General features: G+C 64.6%; 14 protein-coding genes. 2 read left to right on the forward strand and 12 right to left on the reverse strand.

All coding sequences use genetic code 11. The features are described from left to right. Window positions 1-200 precede the first annotated feature (200 nt). From OCT39_RS14770 to OCT39_RS14825, 12 genes are all read right to left on the reverse strand, one after another. Window positions 201-1556, reverse strand: coding sequence for an OmpP1/FadL family transporter (locus tag OCT39_RS14770; protein ID WP_263585212.1), 1356 nt, complete (start codon window positions 1554-1556; stop codon window positions 201-203). Window positions 1557-1860: 304 nt separating this feature from the next. Continuing rightward, a complete protein-coding gene (locus OCT39_RS14775) occupies window positions 1861-2478 on the reverse strand; it encodes a YitT family protein (protein ID WP_263585213.1) in 618 nt (205 codons plus the stop codon). A gap of 52 nt (window positions 2479-2530) precedes the next feature. After that, on the reverse strand, window positions 2531-4330 hold the full coding sequence (locus tag OCT39_RS14780; RefSeq protein WP_412031128.1) for a single-stranded-DNA-specific exonuclease RecJ: 1800 nt from the start codon (window positions 4328-4330) through the stop codon (window positions 2531-2533). Window positions 4331-4338: 8 nt separating this feature from the next. Further along, the gene (gene thrC, locus OCT39_RS14785) at window positions 4339-5733 is read right to left on the reverse strand and encodes a threonine synthase (protein WP_263585215.1); all 1395 of its coding nucleotides are present in this window, start codon (window positions 5731-5733) and stop codon (window positions 4339-4341) included. A 4-nt stretch (window positions 5734-5737) separates the two neighbouring features. Further along, the gene (locus OCT39_RS14790; protein ID WP_263585216.1) at window positions 5738-7054 is read right to left on the reverse strand and encodes a homoserine dehydrogenase; all 1317 of its coding nucleotides are present in this window, start codon (window positions 7052-7054) and stop codon (window positions 5738-5740) included. A 93-nt stretch (window positions 7055-7147) separates the two neighbouring features. After that, a complete protein-coding gene (locus tag OCT39_RS14795) occupies window positions 7148-7909 on the reverse strand; it encodes a DsbC family protein (RefSeq protein ID WP_263585217.1) in 762 nt (253 codons plus the stop codon). 5 nt (window positions 7910-7914) lie between these two features. Further along, window positions 7915-8796: a site-specific tyrosine recombinase XerD gene (xerD, locus tag OCT39_RS14800; protein WP_263585218.1), complete on the reverse strand. Its 882-nt coding sequence runs from the start codon at window positions 8794-8796 to the stop codon at window positions 7915-7917. 99 nt (window positions 8797-8895) lie between these two features. Next, entirely contained in the window at window positions 8896-9252 is a 357-nt protein-coding gene (rplS, locus tag OCT39_RS14805) for a 50S ribosomal protein L19 (protein WP_263585219.1), read from the reverse strand. A 137-nt stretch (window positions 9253-9389) separates the two neighbouring features. Beyond that, on the reverse strand, window positions 9390-10151 hold the full coding sequence (trmD, locus tag OCT39_RS14810; RefSeq protein WP_263587351.1) for a tRNA (guanosine(37)-N1)-methyltransferase TrmD: 762 nt from the start codon (window positions 10149-10151) through the stop codon (window positions 9390-9392). 59 nt (window positions 10152-10210) lie between these two features. Beyond that, a complete protein-coding gene (gene rimM, locus OCT39_RS14815; protein WP_263585220.1) occupies window positions 10211-10753 on the reverse strand; it encodes a ribosome maturation factor RimM in 543 nt (180 codons plus the stop codon). Between the two features lie 83 nt (window positions 10754-10836). Next, entirely contained in the window at window positions 10837-11085 is a 249-nt protein-coding gene (gene rpsP / locus OCT39_RS14820) for a 30S ribosomal protein S16 (protein ID WP_007111767.1), read from the reverse strand. Window positions 11086-11430: 345 nt separating this feature from the next. Then, on the reverse strand, window positions 11431-12426 hold the full coding sequence (locus tag OCT39_RS14825; protein WP_263585221.1) for a LacI family DNA-binding transcriptional regulator: 996 nt from the start codon (window positions 12424-12426) through the stop codon (window positions 11431-11433). Window positions 12427-12586: 160 nt separating this feature from the next. Between OCT39_RS14825 and OCT39_RS14830 the strand changes: the two genes are divergently transcribed. Both OCT39_RS14830 and OCT39_RS14835 read left to right on the forward strand, forming a co-directional pair. After that, window positions 12587-13621: an ABC transporter ATP-binding protein gene (locus tag OCT39_RS14830; RefSeq protein ID WP_263585222.1), complete on the forward strand. Its 1035-nt coding sequence runs from the start codon at window positions 12587-12589 to the stop codon at window positions 13619-13621. Beyond that, window positions 13618-14784, forward strand: a complete 1167-nt coding sequence (locus OCT39_RS14835) for an extracellular solute-binding protein (RefSeq protein ID WP_263585223.1) — start codon at window positions 13618-13620, stop codon at window positions 14782-14784. The genes OCT39_RS14830 and OCT39_RS14835 overlap by 4 nt, the downstream gene beginning before the upstream one ends. Window positions 14785-14786: the final 2 nt, after the last annotated feature.

Raw genomic sequence — 14786 nt, forward strand, 5'->3', positions numbered from 1 at the left:
GGTACTCAAATGGGGTGGTCGTTGGTCGGGGCGCTCGCTGAGCACGGGGGGCGGCGCAAGGCCGCTGACCCGACAAACGAAACCGATGCATTAATGGGCGCCTAGTGTAACGAAAGCGGGGGGTGGGTGCATCTACCGCCCTGCCCGCACACGCAAAAACCCGGCCGGAGCCGGGTTTTCAAGAGAGTACCGAGACGTACTTAGAAGCGGTAGGTCAGCTGCGCGCCAAAGCCATGAGCTTCGTTTTTGTAGTCCGCCGAGTAGGTCGCCCCGCCCACCGGGATACCGCGAGTCGCCGGGCTTGCCAGCAGATCCTGGCGCGACTGCTCGACGGAAGTGCCGCGCTCGGTCAGGTACGAGTAGGCCACGTCCAGCGTCAAATCGGGAATCGGCGTCCAGCCCGCGCCCAGTGAGAAGATGCGCCGGTCATCGGAGGGAATGCGCACGCTTCTGAACTCGTCATTGGTCGGCGTGAAGTCGAGCGTGACGCCCGCGCGCAGCGCAAGCTCGGGGGTGAGCTGGTACTCACCGCCGGTGGCGAACGCCCAGGCGTTGGAGTAGTCCTGCTGCTCCTGAGTGATCACGCCGCCGCCGGTGCCGGTGACGCGAATCTCGTCGAACTGGCTCCAGCGTACCCAGGAAGCGCCGAACATCAGCTTGAGTCGGTCGCTCATCTGCTGGGTCAGCGAGAAGTTGACCGTCTCCGGCGTGGTCAAATCGAGCGAGGCGTTTGAGTCGGCGCGCACCACGTTGCCCAGCGGGTCGGTCGCGGAGAAATCGCCTTCCAGGGTGTAGTCGACCTTGGAGCGGTAGGTCAGACCGAAGGTGGTCTCCGGGACCGGCTGATAGATCACGCCGAGGTTATACCCCCAGGCCTCGTCGTCGCCTTCGACGCGCGAGTCGATATCGGTGGCGGCGCTGAACGCCGGGCCGGAAGGCAGCTGGCGGCGCAGCTCACCGTCGACCTTGTTGTAGGTAACGCCCGCGCCCACCGACCACTGGTCGTTGAAGCGGTAGGAGACCGTCGGCTGCGCCGACTGCACGACCACTTCGGTGTAGTCCCCGAAGTAGCGGCCCTGAAACGAGCCTTCGTACTCGGTCTTGGAGCCAAACGGGGCGTAGACGCCGAAGCCGAACGCCAGCCGCTCGTTGACCGGATGCGCGTAGAACGCGAACGGCACCAGCGTGCCGGGCACCATGTCGCCTTCGTTGGTACCGGGGATACCGCCCACGGGCACCTGAACGCCGTTGGGTGCGCCGCCGGTCGCCACGCCCGAGTCCAGCGTGCGGCTGGCCTGAACGTTACTGATGTCGGTTTTCGGGTTCAGGTACGTGCCGCCGGCGGTGATCTGCGCGCGGTCGAGAAACGACATGCCCGCCGGGTTGCCGTAAACGATGGTGGCGTCGTTGACGTTGGAGCTGCGTCCGGCGTGCCCATAACCTTGGCCGCTGACGCTCTGTTCGTTGATCTGGTAGCCCCCGGCGTTGGCCTGGCTTGCGAAGGCCGCCGCCGCAACGGCGGACACCAGCGCGAGTTTTTTTACGTTGTTATGCATAGTGAGCCTCGTTTTCGAATGATCCGGCAGGCACTACGACTCGCCCGCCCTATTATTGTGTTCCAGTGATTAGTTTTCGCCCAATGCGGGCGCGGGTTCAAGAGGCAAACGCTCGTTTTATTTATTTTCGGGGCTATCCATTAGTCGTACGAGCATTTTAATGCGCGCCGAACGGCTTTTCTCAAACTCGTAGGCACGGTTTTAATGCCGCCATGAAAACACAGCGCAGCGTTGAAAGGACGGGTAAAGATCGCCCCCGCCGGGGCTAAAGTTTTGGCCCGCCGACACGAGCGCCAGCCGCGGCCTAGCTCACGCCGATATAGCGCCCGGGCTTGTGGTTGAGCGCGATGATGAGATTGAGCGTCAGCGCGCCCAGCACCGAGTAAGCGACGCGATCCAGCGGCAGCTGGGTGAGCGCGACGGCGAGAATCACGGAGTCGACGCCAAGCTGCACGTAGCCCGCCCGCAGGCCATGGCGCTGCTGCAGGTAAAGCGCGAGGATGTTGATGCCACCCAGGCTCGTGCGATGGCGAAAGAGCATCAGCATGCCAAGACCCATCAGCGCCCCGCCCATCAGCGCGGCGTAGAGCGTGGGTACGCTCTCGAAGACCACCCACTCGCCGGTCAGCTCGGAGAAAAGTGACACCAGGCCGATGGCAATGAAAGTGCGCAGGGTAAAACTCCAGCCCATGCGCTTGATCGCGAGATAGTAAAACGGCAGGTTGATGGCGAAGAACCAGGCGCCGAAGCCCCAGCCGGTCATGTAGTTCAACAAAAGCGCCAGCCCCGCCGTGCTGCCGGTGAGCAGGACCGCGTGGGTATAGAACGTCACCCCCAGCGCCACGAACAGCGTGCCGAGCAGCATCGCGATGGCGTCTTCGACCAGGGTATGCGGGTCCTGGGGCAGGTCTTCCACGCGCATGAGTGCGTCCCTTTTATGTCCTTGTTGATACTACGGCCGCGTCGCCAGGCGCTTATATGATCTCGGCGTGCTCGACCATCAGCTGCAGTGACTCGCGTCCGCGCCAGCGGTTGCGGTTGAGTTTGAACGCGCAGGTCAGCGTATCGCCGACGCCGAAGGCGGGCAGCTCCCCGGGCGTCAGGGCGCGAAACCAGATCGCCTTGCAGGTCACCGGGCCGCTCGAGAGCTCCAGCATCAGGTGCACGCCGTCGCCGCCCACCGGGCGCAGCGACTCGACGATGAAGTCGCCCTGAAACAGCGGCGCCTCGAACTCGCGGCCAAACGGGCCCAGCGCATCGATTTCGCCAAGCGTCGCCAAATTTAGCTGGGCGGGATCGAGCGTGCCGTCGGTGTAAAGCTGCGGGGTGCGCGGTTCGCTACCGAGTTGCTCGGTCACGGCCTGTAGAAACGCCGCCTTGAACGCCTCGCGCTGCTCGAGCGCCAGGCCCACCCCCGCCGCGCCGCTGTGCCCGCCAAAGCGCGGCAGCGCCTCGGGGGCAAGTTCAAAAGTGCGCTGCAGGGCGTCGCGCAGGTGAAGCCCATCGATGGAGCGCCCGGAGCCGGTGAGCATATTGGGTGCGGCGGCTTTGGTCAGTACCACCGCCGGGCGCCCGTACGCCTGCACCAGGCGGGAAGCGACGATGCCCTGCACGCCGGCGTGGCCGTCTTCGAGAAATACCACTACCGCGGGCTCGCCGGCCTCGATCGCCGGCAGCGCCAGGCGCTTGGCCTCTTCGGCCATGTCCGCCTCGATCGCCTTGCGCGACTGGTTGTCCTGATCCAGCACCTCGAGCTGGCGATTGGCTACCGCGTCGCTTTCGGCCAGCATATAGTGAAGCGCCGCGTAGGGGTCATCGAGGCGCGAGCGGGCGTTGATGCGCGGGCCCATTTGGAAGGCCAGCGTCTCGGCGTTGAACGGCACGCTGTCCGCCCCGAGCCTTGCTGCCATGGCGCGCCAGCAGGCGGCGTCCATCCGGTTGATCAGGGTCAGCCCGTGGCTGACCACCGCGCGGTTGGCGGGGCTTGCGCCGAGCGAGACGCAGTCGGCCACGGTCCCCAGCGCCACGTACGAGAGCCAGGGCGAGAGCTTGGGCGTGGCCTCGTTCAAAACGCCCCACTCGATGAGCACGCCGCGAGCCAGCGACATCAAAAGCCAGGCCACCATGCAGCCGGCGATGGTCTTGTCCGGATAGTCGCAGTCCTCGCGCGTCGGGTTGATACAGGCGTATGCCGAGGCCGGCGGCCCCGCCTGGGGCAGCGCGTGGTGATCGCTCACCACCACGTCGATGCCCGCCTCCTTCAAGCGCGCGATCCGCGGCTCGTCACTACTTCCGCAGTCGGCGGTAATCACCACGCTCGGGCGCGGCGACAGCGCCAGCGTGCGCTCGACCAGCGGCAGGCTGATACCGTAGCCGTCGTTGATACGATGGCCGATCAGGCTGTGAAGCCGCTTTTCCGGCACGCCAAAAAGCTCTACCAGCGTGCGCCGAATCACCACGTGAGAGGTGATACCGTCGACGTCGTAGTCGGTCAGGATGCCGATCGACTCGCCCTCGGCGACGGCCTTGGCGATACGCTCGGCGCCGCGCCTGCCGTGGGCCAAACGCGCCGGATGGGCGAGGTAACGAAGGCTCGGCGACACCAGCGGCGCAAGCGGCTCGGTGTAGCCCGGCAGGCGCGAGGCCAGAAGCCTTGACTGCAGCTCGGAGAGGCCCTCTTTTTGGGCGCGAGCGTAAACCGCCTCGTCCAACGGACGAGGCGTCAAGCGGGGCCGGCTGGCGTTTTGCGAAAGCGTTGCGATGGCGTCGCTCACATCAACCATCAGTGCTTGCGACGATGATCGATCACGAACTGCTGGACGCTTTCAAGCTCGGCCGGCAGCACCGCGTAGCGCTCTTCGCGCTCGAGCAGGTCGTCCATGTGGGTCGGCAGCGCCACGCCCTGAAAGCCCGCCTTGACCACGGCCTCGGCGAACTTGGCCGGGTGAGCGGTGGCCAGCGTGATCACCGGTGTGTGGCTGTCGGCGCGTTCGCGCTCGGCGGCCCGGTAGCCGGTCGCGGTGTGCGGGTCGAGCATCTCGCCGGTGCGGTGATGCGCCTCGCGGATCACTTCCAGAATGGTCGCGTCATCCACGCTGTGGCTGGCGAACTTCTCCCGCAGCCGCGCAAGCGGGGCCTCGGCGAGCGCCGTCGGCTCTTTTTGGAAGCGCTCGAGCAGTGCCGCGACCGCCTTGCCGTCGCGCTCGTAGGCGTCGAACAACAGCCGCTCGAAGTTCGACGAGACGACGATGTCCATCGACGGCGCAAGCGTCGCTTCGAGCTCCTTTTTGGAGAAGTCGTTGGCGGCAAGCGTACGGTGCAGAATGTCGTTGGCATTGGTGGCGATGATGAACTGCTTCACCGGCAACCCCATCTTGTAAGCGGTGTAGCCCGCAAACACGTTACCGAAATTCGCCGAGGGCACACAGAAGCTCACTTCGCGGTGCGGCGCGCCGAGCGCGACGCCGGCGGCCACGTAGTAGACGATCTGGGCCATGATGCGCGCCCAGTTGATCGAGTTGACCGCGACCAGCCGGGTACCCTGCAAAAAGTGTTGATCGGCGAAGCTCGCCTTGACCATCGCCTGGGCGTCGTCGAAATTGCCTTCGATGGCGATATTGAAGACGTTATCGGCCAGCACCGAGGTCATCTGGCGTCGCTGCACCTCGGATACCCGCTTATGCGGATGCAGAATGAAGATATCCAAATTGTCGCAGTGGCGACAGCCCTCGATCGCCGCCGAGCCGGTGTCCCCGGAGGTCGCGCCCATGATCACCGCGCGCTCGCCGCGCTTTTTCAAGAAGTGATCGAGCAGACGCCCCAGAAGCTGCAGCGCGACGTCCTTGAACGCCAGCGTCGGGCCGTGGAACTGTTCGAGCAAAAAGTGGTTGGCGTCGAGCTGCTTGAGCGGCACCACCGCGTCGTGGCTGAAGGTGGCGTAAGCCTCCTCCACCAGACGCTTGAAGGTAGCGTCGTCGATCTCGCCGCCGACGAACGGCTTCATGACGCGAAAGGCGATCTCGGCGTAGGAGAGCCCGGCCATCGCCTCAAGCTCTTCCTGCGAGAACGTGGGTAGCGTTTCCGGCACATAAAGCCCGCCGTCGCTGGCCATGCCGGTCAGCACCACTTCCTCGAACGAGAGCGCGGGGGCCTGGCCCCGCGTGCTGATATAGCGCATGTGACTACTCCCCTTCGTCCAGGCTCTCCACGCGGATACGCGTGACCGGGCCAGCAATATCGGCCATCGCCTCGATTTCGCGAATCGCCTCGTTCATCTGCTTCTCCCGGGTGCGGTGCGTCAGCAGGATGATCGGGACGAGCTCGCCTTCGGTGGCCTCTTTCTGAATCAGCGCTTCGATGGAGATGCCCTGCTCGGCCAGAATGGTGGCGACCCGTGCCAGCACGCCGGGACGGTCCACCGCCAGAAGGCGCAGGTAGTAGGCCGTGGTGATCTCCTCCATCGGCATGATGGGCAGATCGTTGATATCGTCTTCGATGCCGCTGAAGGCGAGATACGGCACGCGATAGTGATGGTCGGTGGTGATGTCGCGGGCGACATCGAGGATGTCCGCGACCACCGCCGAGGCGGTCGGCTCGGCGCCGGCGCCGGCGCCGTAGTAAAGCGTCGGGCCGACCGCATCGCCCATCACGGCGATGGCGTTCTTGACGCCGTGCACGTTGGCGAGCAGGCGCTCTTTCGGAATCAGGGTGGGGTGAACGCGAAGCTCGAGCCCCTTGTCGGTGCGCTTGCAGATGCCCAGATGCTTGATGATATAGCCCAGGTTGTCCGCCTGCTCGACGTCCTCGGCGGTGATGCGCGCGATGCCCTCGGTGAAGGCTTTCTCGAACTGCAGCGGCACGCCAAAGGCAATGGAGGCCAGAATGGTCAGCTTGTGGGCGGCGTCGATGCCTTCCACATCGAAGGTCGGGTCGGCTTCGGCGTAGCCCAGCGCTTGGGCTTCGGCGAGCACGTCCTCGAATGCCCGCCCTTCGTCGCGCATGTGGGTCAGAATGTAGTTGCCGGTACCGTTGATGATACCCGCCACCCAGTCGATGCGGTTGGCGCCCAGGCCCTCGCGCAGCGACTTGATCACCGGGATACCACCCGCCACCGCCGCCTCGAACGCCACGATCACGCCCTTCTCATGCGCGGCGCGGAAGATTTCGTTGCCGTGCACGGCGATCAGCGCCTTGTTGGCGGTGACCACGTGCTTGCCGTTTTCGATGGCGGTGAGCACCAGCTCGCGGGCGACGTCGTAGCCGCCGACCAGCTCGACGAGTACGTCGACGTTGGGGTTGGTCGCCACTTCGAACACGTCGGTAGTGGCGTTGATGCCGGTAATGTCGCAGTCGGGATGAATGCTGCGATGGGCGACCTGCTCGATCACGATCGGACGGCCGGCGCGGCGAGCAATGTCATCCGCGTTGCGCATCAAAACGTTGAACGTGCCGCCACCGACGGTTCCCAAACCACAAAGGCCTACTCTTACCGGTTTCAAAATACTTCCCCTCTAGCTTCGCACCCTAGGGTGCGGCGTCTTGATAGTTGAGTTTGGCGTGCGCCACCCGTGGCGGCATTTTAATCGTTTACGTCAGTCATCCAAGCCTAACATGCCGACCAGCCGATCCGGCGGAACAAATCCCGGCACCAGCTGCCCATCGGGCAAAATAATCGCCGGCGTGCCCGTGACGCCGAGCTGCATGCCGAGCTGGTACTGATCCGCCACCGGATTGTCGCAGATCTCGCCGCTCACGCTCTCACGGCTCTGGGCGCGCGTCATCGCTTCGCTGCGATTATCCGAGCACCAGGCGCGCTCCAGTGTTCTGGCAGCGTCGCTGTCCATGCCTGCCCGCGGAAAGGCCAGGTAGTGCACCGCAATGCCGCGCTCGTTGAGCTCCGGCACGCTTTCGTGCAGCCGCTCGCAGTAGGGGCAGGTCGGGTCGGTGAAGACCACCACGGTCGCCCGGGGCTCGTCCACGCCGCGATAGACGAAGCGCTCGGACGCCGGCACCGCGTCGAGCGCGGCCATGCGCTGCTGGTTTTTCGCCTGCTCGGTCAGGTTCACCAGGCCCTGCTCGGCGTTCTGATAAAGATCGCCGACCAGAAAGTAGCTGCCGTCTTCGTTGGCGTAGAAGGACTCGCCGTTTTCCAGACGCACCTGGTAGATGCCCGTCATGGGCGTTTCGAGCACTTCCTCGACGAGCATGGGCTGGCCGTTGACTTCGAGCGACTCGGCCAGGCGCTCGGCGTCGGCCTGGGCGGCGGCGGGCAGAAGCGCCGCGCCCACCAGCAAAAACGGCGCAAACCGTGAGCCCGACCCGGCGCGTGATGATAACGTCGTGCGTTGACGCATGATATTCAACCTCGTGGATGGTGATCGGCGTGCAGCTGCTCCAGACGCGCCTGGGCAACGTGCGTGTAAATTTGCGTCGTGGACAGGTCGCTGTGTCCAAGAAGCAGCTGTACGACCCGCAAATTGGCCCCATGATTCAATAAATGCGTCGCAAACGCGTGGCGCAGCGTATGCGGCGATAAAGAGCGGGTGATATTGGCCGTGACGGCGTGAATTTTAATCCGATGCCAGAAGGTTTGTCGCGTCATGGCGTTGCCGCCGCGGCCGGGAAACAGTGCCGGGCGAGTCACGTCCGCCATCAGCGCGGGCCGGCCGCGCGCCAGATACTCCTCGAGCCACCCTACCGCCTCGTCGCCCATCGGCACCAGCCGATCCTTGTCGCCCTTGCCGCGTACCCGCACCACGCCCTGGCGCAGGTTCACCGTGTCACTGGAAAGCCCCACGAGCTCCGAGACACGCAGCCCACAAGCGTACAAGAGCTCGAGCATGGCGCGGTCGCGAAGCCCGAGCGCGGTGGTGGTGTCCGGGGCGAGCAGCAGCCGGTCGACCTCTTCCTCTTCGAGCGTATTGGGCAGGCTCGGGCGCACCCGGGGCAGCGCCACCTCGGCCAGCGGGTCGTGGTCGATGTGACCACCGAGCTGCGCCCAGCGGTAGAAGCTTCGAAGCGACGACAAAAGCCGGGCGTTGCTTCGAAGCTGATAGCCGGCCTGCTGGCGCTCGTCGAGCCAGGCGGAAAAGCGCGCGGGGTCTGGCGCCAGCAGGGTCTCGTCGAAGCGTTCGAGATACGTCTGCCAGGCGATCAAATCGCGCCGGTAGGCCGACAGCGTATGCTCGCTTGCGCCCTGCTCGAGCCACAGGGCGTCCAAAAACACATCGATGTCGTTCAAGGCCAGACTCCCGGCGCGCAGCCAATAAAAAACCCCGCCCCGCAAAGCGGAGACGGGGTTGTGTACCCGGGCGCGAACGCGCCCGCAAAAAAGCCGCGATTACGCCAGCTTTTCCTTGATACGGGCCGACTTACCGCTGCGCTCACGCAGGTAGTAGAGCTTGGCCTGACGTACGTCACCGCGGCGCTTGACTTCGATAGAGTCGACCAGCGGGCTGTAGGTCTGGAAGGTACGCTCGACGCCGACACCGTGAGAGATTTTACGCACGGTGAACGCGGAGTTCAGGCCACGGTTACGCTTGCCGATGACCACACCTTCGAAGGCCTGCAGACGCTCGCGAGTGCCTTCCTTGACCTTGACCTGAACGACGATGGTGTCGCCCGGTGCAAAGCCCGGAATTTCCTTGCTCATCTGCTCGTTTTCGATCGCCTGGATCACCTTGTTCTTGCTGCTCATGTCTTACTCCTGAATAACGTAATGGTTTGCCACGCAGTTGTGGAAGGGGCAAACCGTGATCCCGGCGCTCGAAACGAGCCACGCGGGAGTCGTTATGGGTGACGCAGGTGCGTTAAGCCCTGCACCGCCGCCCTGGCCTACCCGTGGGGCAGGGCGTTTTCTTCGATGAACTCGTCAAGCAGACGCTGCTGCTCGGCGCTCAAGGTGCGTCCGGCCAACAGATCGGGCCGACGCTGCCAGGTGCGCCCAAGCGACTGCTTCAACCGCCAGCGCTTGATCGCGCCGTGATGGCCGCTTAGCAGCACATCCGGCACCCGCTTCCCGTCGATGACTTCCGGCCGGGTGTAGTGCGGGCAGTCCAACAGACCGTCGTTGAACGAGTCCTCGATGGCGGAGTCCTGATGCCCCAGCACGCCGGGAATCAGCCTTGCCGCTGCGTCGATCAGTACCATGGCCGGCAGCTCACCGCCACTCAGCACATAGTCGCCGATCGACCACTCTTCGTCGATGTCACTTTCCACCACCCGCTCGTCGATACCTTCGTAGCGCCCGGCAACCACGACCAGCGGGCCGCCTTGCACCAGCGCCTCGACGCCCGGCTGATCGAGCTTTCGTCCCTGGGGCGAAAGATAGATCACCTTTGGCACTCGCCCTGTCCGCGAAAGCCCATGGGCTTTTGCATCGGCGATCGATGCGCGTAGCGTATCGACTTTCATCAGCATCCCGGGGCCGCCGCCGTAAGGTCGGTCGTCCACGCTGCGATGCTTGTCGGTGGCGTAGTCGCGCGGGTTCCAGAACCCGAGTTCGATCTGGCGCCGTTCGACGGCCCGACCCACGACCCCCTGGCCGGTGAGCGCGTCGAACATCTCGGGAAAAAGCGATACCACGCCAAACCACAGGGCGGGTGCTTCTTCACCGCGTTCGCTTTCAAAGGGCGCGTTCTGAAGCGTTGGATCGCTCAAAATTCGCTGTCCCAATCGACGATCATACGGCCCTCGACGAGGTCGATATCGAGCACCACGTCATCGGGCAGATACGGCAGCAGCCGCTCGCGCTTATCGATGGCCTCGCTATCGCCGCGTACGACGATGACATCGTTGGCGCCGGTTTCGAACAGATAGCTGATCTGCCCCAGGCGCTCGCCTGACCGAGTGAAGACGTTCAAACCTTCGAGCTCGTGCCAGTAGTACTCATCATCCGCCAGTGTCGGCAGCACGCTCTTGGGCAGCAGGATTTCGGCCTGGGCCAGCGCTTCGGCGGCCGTTCGGTCGTTGACATCCTCGAGCTGCACCACCAGCGCCTTGCCCTGCTGGCGCCCCTGAATGACCGGCATTCGCGTCAGGGTATCCCCCTGGCGAACCCACCACTCCGGGTACTGCAGGATACTGTCGATAGGACTTGTGTAGGAGTATACCTTGAGCCAACCCTTTACCCCGTGGGGGCTGGTCAGCTTGCCGAGCACCACGTGCTCGTCTGTCTGGCCGGCGTCTAAACGCGTCATTGGCCCGTGCTCCTACAGTGCATTACCACAAAACCGCCATCCTACGAACCGTATCCCTGTTCGTCATCGACGAACGTTCAGGCTTACGCCTGCTTGCGTGCTTCTTTCACCAGCTCGGCAACGCGACCAGAGAGCTGTGCGCCCTGGCTTTGCCAATGTACGACGCGGTCCAGATCGACGCGCAGACGCTCTTCCTGACCACGGGCTACCGGGTTGAAAAAGCCGATGCGCTCGATGAAACGGCCATCACGGGCGTTACGCGAGTCGGTGACGGTGAGGTGGTAAAAGGGACGCTTCTTGGCGCCACCACGTGCCAAACGAATGGTAACCATACGATAACTATCCTTCGGTTGAGGTTACGAGAGTGGAGCATGGCGACATCGCCATCAGAACACTCATCATGCTGTTTTCCGGACTATTTTCCGGCACAACTTCCGCGATACAGCGCGCGCCTGGCGATACTATCAGCAGGCCGTTTTGTACCTTTTTTCACGCCCAGGCGACAGGCTCGGACGGCGCACTCGACGCCCCGCTTGCCAACACCCACGCATGAAGAGGCCGCATTCTACGCAAATGCGGCCTGCTTGGAAAGCCTGACAGCCAGAAAACTCGCAGGGCGTCAACCGCGCCCAGCCTCGTTCCCGGCGTTTTTCATCGCACGGCTCGAGGGCCTTTCGTCAGGCGCTGTCGCGCACGACGAGCGACCCGGCCACGCGAACGACATTGACCGCGGCCGCGGGCGTGGCCATGCGCCGCTCCAGCAGCCGAAGCGCTTCAGAAGCGGTCGTTTTTACCGGATTGGTGACGGTCGTCAGCGGGCAGAGCCCAAAGGCCGCGCTCGGCACGTCGTCAAAGCCGGTCACCGCAAGCGCCCTGGGTACCTCGATACCCAACCGCCGGGCGGCTTCGAGCGCTCCCAGGGCCATGGCGTCGTTGGCGCAGACGATGGCGTCGATAGCGGTTTTCGAGCGCAAGAGCTCGGTGGCGGCGAGGACGCCGCTTTCCAGCGAGAAGTCGCCCTGGGCGTGGGCCACGAACGAATGCCCGGCGCTTGCCAGCGCGCGCTCGGCGCCGCTCAGACGCTCCTGGTGGGAGAAGGCGTCCGCGCGCCCGCCAAGCCAGGCCAGACGCCGGCGCCCTTGGCTCAAGAGCCTGTTCACCAGTGCCGCCATGCCGGCCTGGTTGTCGCAGCACACCGCATCGGCCTGACAGTTGTCGAGCACTCGCCCGATCAGCACCAGCGGGGCGCCACTTCGGCGACACAGCGTGGCGATGTCCGGGCTCACCGAGCCCGCCGCCACGATCGCGCCTTCCACCTGATAAGAAAGCGCGTGGTGAATCATCTCGCTCATGTTGTTGCCCCCGGCGGGCAGCAGCAGCGGCTGATAGCCGCGCTCGGTCAACGCCGCCAGCAGGTGCTCCAGAAGCCAGGCCTCATAAGGCTTCGAGACGCTGCCGACCACCACCGCGACTAGCCCGGTGCGCTGCCCGGTCAAGCCCCGGGCGATCAGGTTGGGCCGATAGCCGAGCGCGGCGGCCACGCCCAGCACGTGTTCGCGCTTTTTCACCGACACCGACGCCCCGGGTGTGAACGCCCGCGACACCATGGCGCGAGAGACCCCCGCCGCCGCCGCCACGTCGTCCGCCGTCACGCGGCGCTTTTGCTGTGTCATGGCACACCTTCTGCCTGGTCGTGGATAAAGAGCGCGCGCGATAAAAAAGCAGCGCCATGCGAGCGACATCAAAGCGTCACAGTGACGTTTTAGGATCGCCTCATCACTTTTTTGCACGCGCTTTCAAAATACCCGTTTGGCGAGGAGCCTGCCAGTGCCGATGAATGCTCTCACTCTGCGCGACGTGACGGTCGACCTCAAACAACGCCGCATCCTCGAGCGCATCAGGCTCGACGTGGCACCGGGCAGTTTCACCTGTCTTCTGGGGCCGTCAGGCTGTGGCAAGACCACGCTCTTGCGCGCCATCGCCGGCTTCACGCCGATCAGCGACGGCGACATTCGCCTTGGCACGCGATCGATCGCAGCGCTCGCTCCTGAGAAGCGCGAGACCGCGATGGTGTTTCAATCCTACGCGCTGTGGCCGCACATGAGCGTGGGCGAGAACCTCGCCTACCCGCTGAAGCTTCGCGGCGTGCCAAGCCTCGAGCGCCAGCGCCGGGTAGCGGCGATGCTCGAGCGGCTGGCGCTTGGTGGCATCGAGGCACGTTCGGTCACCCAGCTTTCCGGCGGCCAGCGCCAGCGCATTGCGCTGGGGCGCGCGCTGATCATCGACCCGCCACTGCTGCTGCTGGATGAGCCGCTTTCGAATCTCGACGCCGCCATTCGGCGAAGCCTGCGCGGGGAGCTTCGACGCCTGCAGAAATCGCTCGGGCTGACCACCGTCATGGTGACTCACGATCAGGAAGAAGCGCTGCAGATGGCCGATCAGATCGTGCTGATGCGCGAAGGCCAAATCGTTCAGGTGGCCCCACCCGCCACCCTCTACGAAGCCCCCGCCGATCTGGACGCCGCCCGCTTTCTGGGCGTGGACAACACCGTTGCATGCACGGCACAGGACCCCTTGATGCGTGCCGGCGCCGCGACGCTTGGCTTTCGCACCCGCGATGCTCGCATCGACGAGACCGCACTCGATCAAGGCCTGCGCCGCCAGGGCCAGGTCATCGAGTGCGTCTACACCGGCGACGGCTATCAGGTCAGCGTCGATGTGCTGGGCACGACGCTCTTCGCCACCGCCGCCGCGCCGCTGCCACCGGGGCGCTTCGTCACCCTGCAGGTTCCCGAGAAGGCGCTGATGCCCTTCGACACCCACCAGCGTTATCTATCCACCGCCCACCGTCAGGAGCACACCGCATGAACACATCCCGTGAAAACGCCCTTCGCTCGCCCCTCTTTCGTATCGCGCCACTGGCGCTCGCGCTTGCCGCGGTGACCGGCCAGGCGAGTGCCGATACCACGCTCAACGTCTTCACCGCCGGCGACGACAACATGGTCGCCTACGTGAACGAGTTCCTCGCCCCGCGCTTCGAGGCAAGCCACCCGGATGTCACCGTGCGCGCCCTCGGCACCGGCCCGGGCGATGCGGGCAGCCAGGCGATTTTTGAAACCATCAGCGCTCAGCGCGACAGTGAAAATTGGGACGTGGACGTCGCCGTCCTGCATCAGCGCATGGCCGGGCAGATGGTCGAAGAGGGTCTGCTGCGCCGCTACACCGATGAGCTGGACACCGCCGCGCTGGCCACCGGCGAGAGTGCGAAAAACGCGCTCGGCGTGGACGTCGAGGGCTACGTGATGCCGATGTTTCAGAGCCAGATCGCGCTGGCCTACAACCCGGCGCTGCTGGCCGAGCCGCCGCAAAGCTACGCCGAGCTTGCCGAGTGGGTGACCGAGCACCCGGGCGCGTTCGGCTATAACGGCATCACCGGCGGCATGGCCGGCGTCGGCTTCGTGTTCGGCTGGATGTACGCCTTCACCGACATGGCGGACACCCTGCAAAACGGCCCCTGGCAGGAGAATGCCGAGGCGCGCTGGAGCGATGCGCTCGAGGGGCTTCGCGCGTTCAATGCCGATGTCACCATGACGCCGGGCAACGCCGGCACTCTGGATGCCATGAACCGCGGCGAGATCAGCATGGGCCCGGTGTGGATGGACATGTACTACACCTGGAAAGCCGACGGGCGCCTGAACCCGGATTTCCGCCTGCTGCTGCCCGAACCCGGCATGCCTGGCCAACCGATGTACTACGCCATTCCCGAACGCGCCGAGCACGCCGAACTTGCCGCCGAGTTCATCGCGCTTGCCACCAGCCCCGAGGTACAGGCCGAAGGCATCGTCGGTGAGTTCAACTGGTTTCCGGGGATCGACGCCGAGCACGTGAAAGACGAGCTGAGCCAGGCGCAGTGGGACGCGCTCTACGCCGATGTCTCGCCAGAGACGCTGGCCAGCCGTGGGCGTTCGATGCCCCAGGGCGACTACTTCCGCGCCATTCTCGAAGCCTACGAGCAGAAAGTCAGCCGCTGAGC

This window comes from Halomonas sp. GD1P12 (assembly GCF_025725645.1).
Lineage (GTDB): Bacteria > Pseudomonadota > Gammaproteobacteria > Pseudomonadales > Halomonadaceae > Vreelandella.